An 11,325-nucleotide genomic window follows, 5' to 3' on the forward strand; every position below is an offset into this window, starting at 1 on the left:
AAGGTGATGCTACAAATTCATCAGTACCAATAACTGTTAGAATTCCAATAATCAGATAATAAATAATATTAATATAAAAAGTTAATTTTGAAGTATAGCCCCTTAAGATATATTTAATATCTTAAGGGGCTTTTTGTTTGAATGTACTAAAAAAATATCGTATTTAAAAAAAGATAAATGGATATAATGAGAATATTATCAGATTTATTATAGGTAATAATAACTTTTGTTTATTTTGAGTAGTTGTTTTGATAGATATATTATAAAATATAAATAAGAGATAAATTTGAACGTGGATTAAAATAATAAATTTAAAGGTTGGTGGAGTATAGTATGAATAAAAAAGATTCAAAGGTAGGATATTATTTGATTTTAGAAAATATTCAGTCTATAAAATATGCGAAAATAGGAATTGGTGGAATATCAGCTCTTACAGGAGATAATAATTTAGGAAAGTCTACTGTTAATAAAGTTTTATTTGCTTTAGTAAATGCAAGTGAAAAGTTAATTGAAACTAGAGATAATGAATATATTAAAAATCTTGTTTCTTCATATTTTGATGATGAAATAAAAGTAAATAAGGTTTTAGATAAATTATATGGAAAAGATATAAAGTTAGATGAAAGTGAATTTGATGTTTATGATAGAACAAAAGTACTAATAGCATTAAATGATGTAGTATCTAAAAATACAACATTTAGTACAGAATTACTGAAGGAGATACCTCATCCAATTATAAGAAAAGGATGTAATGAGGGGAAAATTAAACTTTTTGATGTTAAGCAAGATAAATATATATATGATGCAACTTTAATGGCGTTTGATGGAAGTCATAAGGAGAAATATGAGCTGATAGATAATACATATAGTATTATTGATGATTTATTTGCAATTAAAGAGGAGCTTAATGAGTTAAGCTTTTTCAAGTATAAAAAAACAGTTTATATTGATGCATCAGATCTTATGATTTTAACTCCTGTATGGGGTGAATTACTAAGAGAAGACAAAATAAGAGAATCTATAAAGCAAACAATAAATATGATGATGAAGTTTAGTGATTTAAAAGAGATGGGATTTGATTCTTTAGTATATTTAAATAATAAATTAATGTATAAAGTTATATCAAAAGAAGGTGTTCCAGAATTTCTAGATATAAATAGTGTGGGTGATGGGTATAAGAGAATTGCATTATTAAATTCTACTGTAAAGTATATAAATGAAATACTTATAAAAAAAGAGCGAGAAACTTTATTTTTAATAGAAGAGCCTGAAATTGGAGTGCATCCTAAAAGAATAGAGGAAATAGCTAAAATTATTAGAACTGCAGGTATAGATATAGTATTTACTACTCATGATAGTTTACTTGTAAATATGTTAATGGAAGATATGGATGTTTTTAAAGCAACAGTTGAAGAAGAGGGAGTTATAAATGATGGAACTAACATAGAACTTGTAGATAAAGCTGAAGATATATTAATGCAATATTTAGAACCATTAACTGAATTTAGAAAAGCTCAATTTGAAAAAATATTAGAGTAGGGTGTAAAAATGAATATAATAGATTTAACATTAGATAATTTTGGTAACATATTAAAAATAGATCATAAAATACTTAATTCATATAATGGTTATGATTTAGATGATTTTGCAAGCTCATGTGCAGGTGGAAGTATTGAAGGTGTCGAAAGTCATGCAACTCAGGCTTCAACGGATATACTTTATATAAATAAGAGTAAAAATGATTTATATAAAATAGAAGGTAAGGATATCTCACAGGTTATATTTAATAAAGTAGTCAGAGAACATTTATCAGAGGTCGAACTTACAGAACACTATATAGATGGAATAGGCTCTAATTCAGATAAAGAAAAATTAGAAAAAGGAAAAAAGATTAAAAAGAAAAAAACTTTTTCTATTAATATGGAAAGTAAAATTAAAGGAACAGAGTTTTTTCTTGATATTTTAGAAGATGGACGTAAATATAATGATAAAGGATATATTTTATTAATTAATTATACGATTACTGAGTCATTGATTCAAAAGGAATGTATAGAAGATAGAATAATATTTGAAAATAAACTAAGTATGATTACACATCAAATTAAAGAGCTTAAAAGAAGTATTAATGAAATGTTGGATAAACAAAGTGGATTTAAAGTATGCGATATAAAAGATTTACCGAAACTTATAGATAAAGAAAATGGAATTTTATAATCGGGGTTATGATGAGTAAATTTAAAAAAATAGAAATAGATGAAATTATAGTTAAACATTACAATAAAATTTCTATATTTGAAGATGTGGATAAGGGTTTAGCACATCATAATTTTGATCATGTTAAGAATGTTGCATTGCTTGTTGAGTCTTTATTATTAAGTCTTGGGTATGAAAATAATTTTATTGAGGAAGCAAAGATAGCTGCTATCTTACATGATACTGGTGCTATAGATGGAAAGGCTAATCATGCCTTTAGAAGTTATGTTTTTGCAAAGCAGTATTTTGAGGAGAATAATATTATATTAATTCATAAAGAGTTAGTTTTGGATGCTATAAAGACTCATAGTGATGGTTTTGATAGTGATAATATTATGGCTTTAACTCTTATTTTGGCTGATAAGTTAGATATCAAATATACTAGAATTGCTAAAGAGGGTTACAATGTAAATGGTATAAGGCAAATGCAGTATATTAGAGATATAGTGGTTGATATAAGTAATAATAATTTAGATATTAAATTTCTTTGTGATGATAATATTGATATGGCAGAGCTTGAAGGGTTTTATTTTATAGCAAAAGTTTTTAAGGCTATTATAGCTTTTTCAGAGATGTTGAATTTGAAGCCTAGAGTGTTTTTAAATGATACTATATGGATATTATTTAAGGAAATGCTAGAAGAAAGTAGTAAATAAAATTATATAGTAAATAACTAGGAATGGAGAGATGAAATCTGAAAGGATTAATTTTCTTCATTTTTTTATTATCTAGGTAGGTACTATTTTATTAAAATAGGAGGACAGAAGATGAAAAAATTATTAACTGAGTCTAAGCTAAGACAGGTCATGGATTGGAGTTATGATAAAGCTATTAATGGATTTAAGGGAATGGAGGGTGCTGATGAACTCGCTAGGAATTATTTAATTAGAATAGAAAAAGGACTGTATCATAAATCCTTTGTAATTTATCATTTATAATATAGTCCTTTTAAAATTTACATATAGAAGAGGAAGAGTAATAAGTATCAATTATTTGCTTTATGATAAGTAAGTATTTGGCTTATAGAATTTTTAACTGATACATATAAATTATCAATAGTTGGTTTAGAAACCAAAGAGCCAATTAAGCAGATATTACTTATTTTTTCTCTATCATTAATTTCTTTATAGAATGTTTGAGTTAAATTAGAAGATTTTAAGTGAGGGAAAATATACCATTGTTTTACTGTGATTAATTGTTTGATATCTATTCCAAGATTTTTAATATCTTCTGTTATTCCATCTACTATATTTTTTTCAATAATTCCATAGGTATAAGCTACTAGGATTGTCCTATTATTTTGTTTTGTAATATAGAAAAATTGAATTTTATTTTTCTTGCCTAAATTATGTTTATAATAAGTTGTAACTAAATCTTTGTTACTCACTTCATAGGCACAAGCTATAAATGGATTAGTATCTATTTTTTTCATTAATTGATTGTATAATTTATCTTTGATAACATTGGTAGGTAATTTTGTTGTAATTAATACCTTATCAAAATAGTCAGCACCATAATTTGTTTCTACTTTAACCTTATCATTTATTACTTCAATATTTGTAACTTCAAGAGAATAACGTATATCAGAAATTTTTTGACTAAGTTTTTTTATAAGTTCTTCTGTTCCTTTATTAATAAATAATGATTTTTTACCACCTATGAAAGAATTTAATATATCTATATTAAAGATATTAAATACATAGTAAGCTTGTACATCATCTATAGAACCAAATCCAAAAGATGAAAGAAATGGTGCGATAAGTTCAGATATAAATCTAAAATTATATTTCTTTAGAAAGTCTTTAAATGAGAGCATTAAATCATCAGGAATATATCCAAAATTAATATCATTTAAATATGGAGCGTGTTCTTTTAAAATTATTTTAAGTTTAGATAATTCCTCCATTAGTAAAATTATATTTTCTCTTAGCATATGTTCTACTTGATGATAATTTTCATCAACAAAGTTTCTATATATAAAACGTTCTTTATAGTCTATTTCTAGGTGGATTAATAATTCTTTGATTTGAGAAGTGAAAGAGCATACAGTCCCAAGTTCTGTATAAATATTTTTACTTTCAATGGTTTTACAATGACCTCCAATTCGTTCATCTCTCTCATAAATAGTTACATCTATTCCTTCTTGTTCAAGTAGATAAGAGGCAAGCATCCCACTAAATCCACTACCAATTACAGCAACTCTCATATATAGTTCTCCTTTTAATATTCTCTATTTATATAAGCTAACATAGGTAAAACAATTTTATTGTTGGTTGTTTTATTATGATATTCAACAGGCGTAAAATCTTGTGTATCAAATTTACGTTTATAATTCATATTATAATTTCTAAGGTAAGCTTGGAATTTAAGTCTGATTTCTTTAAAAGATAAATCTGTGTCTATTAAAGGTATTAAAAAAGATAGACAGCCCTGTGTGTATTCTTCTCTTAGTTTACTAATTATATTTAAATTTATATCATCCTCAAGTAAAATACAAAGTTTAAAGTCAAAACTATTATCCAAAATTATTTTATTAACATTAGAGTTAAAACTTCTTTTTGAGTGATTTAATATTTTATCACTACTCAGAAGGCATAAACTATTTATTTTTAAGTTAAGAGTTTTTGCAACAGGCATAGCTAGTGAAGTTAATATATCTTCAAAATTATTAAAGCTTATTTCATTATATAATCTTGAACAAGCTATACCACTTTTGAAATCATATAAAGTATATTCAAAAATATGTCCTATATTTTTGTAAGTTCCATAATCAGTTACCCAGAAAACCCAACATTCACCGCTATTAATTTCTGATAGAGGTGGGATAGATATAGTTATTTGCTTTTCTTGTTTTTTAGCAAATTTAATGCGATTTTCTTTTTTAGTAAGATTATTTCTTTTCATAATATTATAAATAGCAGATTCACTTATGTTATAGCCTAGATCATTAAATATATATTTTAGATATTTAGGACCATAGATAGGCTGCTTTTTTATCAGATTAAGTAGGGCAGTTTCTGTTTCAAAATTGATTTTATTAATAGGAGTAAAATCTTTTTTTATTTTATCTAAACCATCTAGACCTTTAGATTTATATCTATTTAGCCAGCGATAATAAAGAGTCCTTGAAATATTATATTTTTTACAAGTAGAACTTACATCACTGTGCATACCTTCTGAAATAATTTTGAATTTAAAATCTTTATTTATAAAAATCACCTCCATGATGTGGTAAACAAGTACAAGCTTATAGTTTTTATATTCTTTTTTCAAGGAGAAAAATGAAATAAAGTAAAAAAATTACTTTATGTTTATGTTTACAGTAAATAGAGATATAAGATTATTTAATAGGCTTAATACTGTTAGGTTAAATATTCTTTGAGTGTAAACACTTTGATAAAGTAATGAAAGCGTGAAAAGTGGCTAGGAATATTAGATTGTTTGGGGCATAGAATATTGTTATAATCAAGCTAAATTAAGGGTTTAGGAGGAGTACAATGAACGAATATAAAGTTTTCACAATAAAAAAGGGATTATATGAGGATAATGATAAAGTTGCAACTATCACTAGGGAAGAATTAAAAAAACAAGGGGTATTTTTAATTAATATCATGTCATCTCCAGGTAGTGGAAAAACAACAACACTTGTGAGTACGATTAAAGCTTTAAAAAATGAAATGAAAATTGGTGTAATGGAAGCTGATATAGATTCTGATGTAGATGCAAAAACTGTAGAGGATGCAGGAGCTAAAGCTATTCAACTGCATACTGGTGGATTATGCCATTTAGATGCAACTATGACAAAGCAAGGAATTGATGAACTTGGTGTAAGTGGTTTAGATGTAGTATTTTTAGAGAATATAGGAAATCTTATTTGTCCAGTTGGTTACGATACAGGAGCTATGAAAAATATAGCTATATTAAGTGTTCCAGAGGGTGATGATAAACCTTTAAAATATCCTAAGATATTTGGAAAAGTTGATGTGCTAATTGTTAATAAGATTGATGTTATGGAGCATTTTGATTTTAATATGGAATTGCTTGAGGAAAGGGTAAGAAAATTAAATAAGGATGTTATTATAATTCCAATTTCAGCTAAGACTGAAGAGGGAATGGATGTTTGGACAAATTGGTTAAGATGTGAAATAAAGGGGGATAAATAAAAATGGCAAAGAAAGATGTGAAATCAAGTTTTAGAGAAGAAAATAAATTTAAGTTTGCTCTAACATGGGCAGATGTTGATGGAAGAGAGTATAGACAGGAAATAATTGATTTAGCTAATAAGATTGGAAGAACTAAGGCAAGTAGTTCAAGAGCGGCTATTCCATTTGGACCAGAGTATTATGCTTTAGCACCAATATTAAATGAAAAGCAAGCTAAACTAGCAATGCATTTAAAGTTTCGTGAAAAAGTTAGTGCACAGGATATTGTTAATGTATCTGGAGAAACTTATGAAAACGTTAAGGAGATGCTTGATTATATAGCTTGGGCTGGAGTTGCATTTGTTAATACAATAGATGGGGTAGATATGTACTGGCAAGATGTATTCGTTCCAGGACATTTAGAGATGATTGTTAATAATAAAGAACTGATAGCAAAAAATCCAGAAGTTGCAGAAGCATTTTATTATTTTGGAAATAAAAAAGGTCCTATGGCAGCGGGAGTTATGCCTATTGGTGGTGGACCAATGCGTGTAATACCAATTCAAAGAGCTATTGATGGTAATTCAAGAAGAGCTACGTATGAAGAGCTTGTTAGACATATAGATGAATCAAATGTATTTACAGTATCTGATTGCTCATGTAGAACTTCGCGTGAATCAATGGGTGAAGGTTGTGGACATTTAAAGGAAGATATGTGTATTCAACTTGGACATGCAGCTGAGTATTATATAAAAACAGGGCGTGGGCGTGAAATAACTAGGGAAGAAGCTTTGGAAATTATTAAGAAAGCTGAGGATAATGGGTTAATGCACTCTATACCTAATTTAGACAAACCGGGTCATACTCATGCAATTTGTAATTGTTGTGGATGTGGTTGTTATGCAATGAGACTTGCAAATCAATATGTGAATAATGATATTGTAAGATCAAATTATAAATCAGTTGTAGATGAGAGCAAATGCGTTGCTTGTGGTGAGTGTGTTGATGTTTGTCCAACAAATGCATTAAGACTAGGACAGAAATTATGCTCTACTAAGGAAATTGAGAGTGAAATGATAAAAGTTACTCCAAGAGATACAGAGTGGAAAGAAGAAAAATGGAATAATGATTATAGAATTAATAGAAAGAATACTTTAGATTCAGGTACAGCACCATGTATTACAAATTGTCCAGCTCATATTCCAGTACAGGGATATGTAAAACTGGCATCACAAGGTAAATATACAGATGCTTTAGAGTTAATTAAAAAGCATAATCCACTTCCAGCAGTATGTGGGCGTATTTGTCCAAGATTATGTGAGGATGCTTGTACAAGAGCAGATATAGATGAAGCAGTAGCGGTTGATGATATTAAGAAATTTATTGCTGAAAAAGATTTGCATAAAGAAACAAGGTTTATACCAAGAAAAAGACATGATTATAGTGATAAAAAAATTGCTATTATTGGAGCAGGACCATCAGGACTAACTTGTGCTTATGATTTAGCTATAGACGGATATGATGTAACTGTATATGAAAAACAGAAGAAACTAGGTGGTATGTTAACACTAGGAATTCCTTCATATAGACTGGAAAAAGATATTATAGAAGCTGAAATTGATGTGTTAAAAGAAATAGGAATTAAGTTTGCAACAGGTGTTGAGATAGGAAAAGATATAAGTATAAAAGAACTTAGAGCTAAAGGGTTTAATGCATTTTATATCGCTATAGGAGCTCATGCAGGTAGAGAACTTGGTATAGATGGAGAAAAATCTAATGAGGTAATAAGTGGAGTAGACTTCCTTAGAACAGTAAATCTTGGAGAAGAAACAAGTGCAAAAGGCAAAGTTATTGTTATTGGTGGGGGTAATGTTGCAATTGATGTAGCAAGAACTGCTGGAAGACTTGATAAAGTAACTAAGACTGATATTTTCTGTTTAGAAGCACTTGAAAATATGCCAGCACATGCAGAAGAGGTTAATGAAGCTATAGAAGAAGATATAAATATTAATAATTCTTGGGGACCAATAAGAGTTGTGACAGAAAATAATAAGGTTGTTGGTGTTGAATTTAAACGTTGCTTATCAATAATTGATGAAAGTGGAAGATTTAATCCAAAGTTTGATGAAAATGATACAAAAATTGTTGAATGTGATTATGTATTATTATCTGTTGGACAAACATTTGATTATGGGCAGATATTAGAAGGGGAAGATGTGAAGTTAGCTCAAAGAGGTACTATTGAGGTTGATAAAGTTACATTACAAACTTCAAAGAAAGATATTTTTGCAGGTGGAGATATTGTAAGTGGTCCAAGATTTGCTATTGATGCTATTGCAGCAGGTAAAGAAGGAGCAATTTCAATTCATAGATTTGTACAAAATGGTCAATCATTAGAATTTGGTAGAGATAATCATTACTATAAAGCTCTTGATAAGACAAGCTTAGCTGAAATAGCAGGTTTTGATGTAACACCAAGACAGAAAATTAATCATGTTGATGGTAAGAAAGCAAAGCAAACTTTTAAAGATTTAAGAGGTACATTAACTGAAGAACAAATTAAGAAAGAGACAGCAAGATGTTTAGGTTGTGGTGCTACTAAGGTAGATGAGTATTTATGTGTAGGTTGTGGTGCTTGTACATTAAAATGTAAGTTTGATGCAATTACACTAGAGCGAGTTCATGATGTCAAAGGATTTGAAATTGAGAACTTACCAAAGGAAGTAATCAAAAATACAATTAAAAGAAAGCTTAAAATAGCTGTAAATAAAATAAATCCTTTTGAGGAAACAAGATAAAATTCAGATAATTACAGGCAAGAGGTTGTTTACTCCTATTTATAGAAAGTAGGAGTAATACCTACTAGCTAGTAATCAAATAAAGGAAAGAATAGAGGCGGTTAATATGCATGAATTAGGAATAGTATATGAAGTTATTAATATTGTAGATAGATTTTCAGTAGAAAATAATATTACAAAGGTTGATAAAATTATACTTGAGATAGGAGAATTAGCACAGGCAATACCAAGATTCATTTATGAATGTTATCCTGCGGCAGTTGATGAAACTCCATATGAGGATACAAAATTAGAAATTATAGTTCTTCCAGCAGATGCAAAATGCAAAGAGTGCAGTGAAGTTTATGGAATTATAAAGAATAAAAAAATATGTCCAAAGTGTAATGGACAGGAGTATGAATTAATATCAGGACAAGAATTTAGTATAAAAGAAATTATAGCGTATTAAAGATACAATAGGGGGTATTTTTAAATGGGAATATTTTTTGAGAATTATACAATGGGAAGCATATTGGCTCTTATAGGATTTATAATTATATATTTAGTAATTAATGAAGTTACAAGAAAATCTAAAATATTATCAATATTAGTATATGGTGCGTTACCGGTAGTATTAGGAATATTAATATTTACAGGGGTATTAGATTCTCCATCATCAAAAACTTGGTTTGGGTGGGTAAAGGTAATATCAGCTTTAATAGGTATTTATGGATTTATGCTTATACGATTTACAAAACTTGGTGAGAATAAATTTGCTATGATATTTCCAGTAGCGATACTTGCTATAAATATTTCAGAAGCAGTTTATAAAGAAATTGAAATTTTTATGCAGTATAAGACTATTACGGTAGATTCAGCAGGACTTGTTGTTCTTGGAGGACCTTGGAATATAATGAATGCTATAGCAGGTATTTTATGTATAGTAACATTGACAGGATTTGTTGGTGTTAAAGCATCAAGAGATAAGTCAAAGGATATGATATGGCCAGATATGACATGGGTATATATAATGGGATATACAATATGGAATATGGCATATGTTTATAATGGAGTATCAACAAGAGCAATGTATGCAGGAATAGCTATATTACTTGCAGCATTAATTGCAGAGTTTGTATTTAAAAGAGGAGCATGGCTTCAGCATAGAGCACAAATATTAGCACTATATGCAATGTTCACTTTATCATTTGATTTTCAGCAAAGTGAATTATTTCAAATAGTTCCTGTATATAAAGAATCTATGTGGATGATACTTAGTGTTATATCACTTCTATTTAATGTTGGAGTATTTATATATATGATTTATACAATCTTAAAATATAAGAAAAATCCATTAAAAGAAGAAATTTATACACATACAAATTACTATAAGAAAACAATAAAAGATAATAATCTTTAACAAAGCAAAGAGAGCAACTTGAAATATTGATATATTAAAGCGTAGTAATAAGTAAATAAATAGAAAAAGATGAACACTAAATTAAATAGTTTTAGTGTTCTTTTTTTGAGGAATTTAGCTTTAAATTATAAATTCTTTCTATGATGGTTAATGGTAGATTGCCTACTAATGACCTTTCAAGTAAAAATAGTTTTTTGATTCCATTTAAAAGCAAATAGTCCTCGATAATTTTAACTTTAGCATCTCTATTTGGAATTAGTTGATAAAGCACAAACCAATCTTCTAACGATGTGAATGGTATAGAGATTTTATCAATTGATATAAATTGAGAAATTGAATTTTCATCAAAAATATATTCAAATACACCATTAATATGATTAATAGCAAGTCTAGCCATTACATCAATATCAATTCCATTAACTATATACTCATAAAAATATTTTGTAGAGTATGAGTCAGTTTTTTCTTGTTTCTTTTTAGTTCCAATAGATTTGAGAATTTCATCAACTTTATGGATGTCTTTAATATGAACATGTATATCTATATCATTTGGGCTATCTGCAAGTCCAAATTGATTTAATAATATTGAAGCACCAACACCCCATACTATATTGGAATCATTAAAAATTTGACCTATATAACTTAATGTATTAAACATTATAATCACCTCATAAATAAGTATAGCACCAATTAATAAATGATGTGTATATTAAAATTTGAGATAGATTAAATT

The 11,325-nt window shown here is 27.9% G+C and carries 11 protein-coding genes; 8 read left to right on the forward strand and 3 right to left on the reverse strand.

Going from position 1 to position 11,325, the window contains the following annotated elements:
• Window positions 1-333 precede the first annotated feature (333 nt).
• The 4 genes from Q0V15_RS08965 to Q0V15_RS08980 all read left to right on the forward strand — a co-directional run bounded on the left by Q0V15_RS08965 (window position 334) and on the right by Q0V15_RS08980 (window position 3,191).
• A complete protein-coding gene (locus Q0V15_RS08965) occupies window positions 334-1,539 on the forward strand; it encodes an AAA family ATPase (protein WP_297438155.1) in 1,206 nt (401 codons plus the stop codon).
• A gap of 9 nt (window positions 1,540-1,548) precedes the next feature.
• Complete coding sequence (locus tag Q0V15_RS08970; RefSeq protein WP_297438158.1) at window positions 1,549-2,214, forward strand: hypothetical protein; 666 nt, start codon at window positions 1,549-1,551, stop codon at window positions 2,212-2,214.
• An 11-nt stretch (window positions 2,215-2,225) separates the two neighbouring features.
• Entirely contained in the window at window positions 2,226-2,909 is a 684-nt protein-coding gene (locus Q0V15_RS08975; RefSeq protein ID WP_297438160.1) for an HD domain-containing protein, read from the forward strand.
• 111 nt (window positions 2,910-3,020) lie between these two features.
• Window positions 3,021-3,191, forward strand: a complete 171-nt coding sequence (locus Q0V15_RS08980) for a hypothetical protein (RefSeq protein ID WP_297438162.1) — start codon at window positions 3,021-3,023, stop codon at window positions 3,189-3,191.
• A 47-nt stretch (window positions 3,192-3,238) separates the two neighbouring features.
• Here Q0V15_RS08980 and Q0V15_RS08985 read toward each other — a convergent pair whose 3' ends face one another.
• Together Q0V15_RS08985 and Q0V15_RS08990 are read right to left on the reverse strand one after the other, a co-directional pair.
• Entirely contained in the window at window positions 3,239-4,459 is a 1,221-nt protein-coding gene (locus Q0V15_RS08985; RefSeq protein ID WP_297438164.1) for an FAD-dependent oxidoreductase, read from the reverse strand.
• Window positions 4,460-4,473: 14 nt separating this feature from the next.
• Entirely contained in the window at window positions 4,474-5,478 is a 1,005-nt protein-coding gene (locus Q0V15_RS08990) for a helix-turn-helix domain-containing protein (protein WP_297438166.1), read from the reverse strand.
• A gap of 272 nt (window positions 5,479-5,750) precedes the next feature.
• Here Q0V15_RS08990 and hypB point away from each other — a divergent pair, with 272 nt between their 5' ends.
• The 4 genes from hypB (at window position 5,751) to Q0V15_RS09010 (ending at window position 10,592) form a co-directional block, all read left to right on the forward strand.
• Complete coding sequence (gene hypB / locus Q0V15_RS08995) at window positions 5,751-6,416, forward strand: hydrogenase nickel incorporation protein HypB (RefSeq protein ID WP_297438168.1); 666 nt, start codon at window positions 5,751-5,753, stop codon at window positions 6,414-6,416.
• Window positions 6,417-6,418: 2 nt separating this feature from the next.
• Window positions 6,419-9,193: an FAD-dependent oxidoreductase gene (locus Q0V15_RS09000; protein WP_297438170.1), complete on the forward strand. Its 2,775-nt coding sequence runs from the start codon at window positions 6,419-6,421 to the stop codon at window positions 9,191-9,193.
• A 106-nt stretch (window positions 9,194-9,299) separates the two neighbouring features.
• Window positions 9,300-9,641 carry a hydrogenase maturation nickel metallochaperone HypA gene (locus Q0V15_RS09005; RefSeq protein WP_297438172.1) on the forward strand — a complete coding sequence of 114 codons (342 nt, stop codon included), beginning with the start codon at window positions 9,300-9,302 and terminating at the stop codon, window positions 9,639-9,641.
• A 24-nt stretch (window positions 9,642-9,665) separates the two neighbouring features.
• Window positions 9,666-10,592 (forward strand): DUF5692 family protein, encoded by a 927-nt coding sequence (locus tag Q0V15_RS09010; protein WP_297438174.1) that lies wholly within the window; start codon window positions 9,666-9,668, stop codon window positions 10,590-10,592.
• A 91-nt stretch (window positions 10,593-10,683) separates the two neighbouring features.
• Here Q0V15_RS09010 and Q0V15_RS09015 read toward each other — a convergent pair whose 3' ends face one another.
• The gene (locus tag Q0V15_RS09015) at window positions 10,684-11,250 is read right to left on the reverse strand and encodes a hypothetical protein (protein ID WP_297438176.1); all 567 of its coding nucleotides are present in this window, start codon (window positions 11,248-11,250) and stop codon (window positions 10,684-10,686) included.
• Between the last annotated feature and the right edge of the window lie 75 nt (window positions 11,251-11,325).

Source organism: uncultured Clostridium sp. (genome assembly GCF_947036855.1).
GTDB lineage: Bacteria > Bacillota > Clostridia > Clostridiales > Clostridiaceae > Sarcina.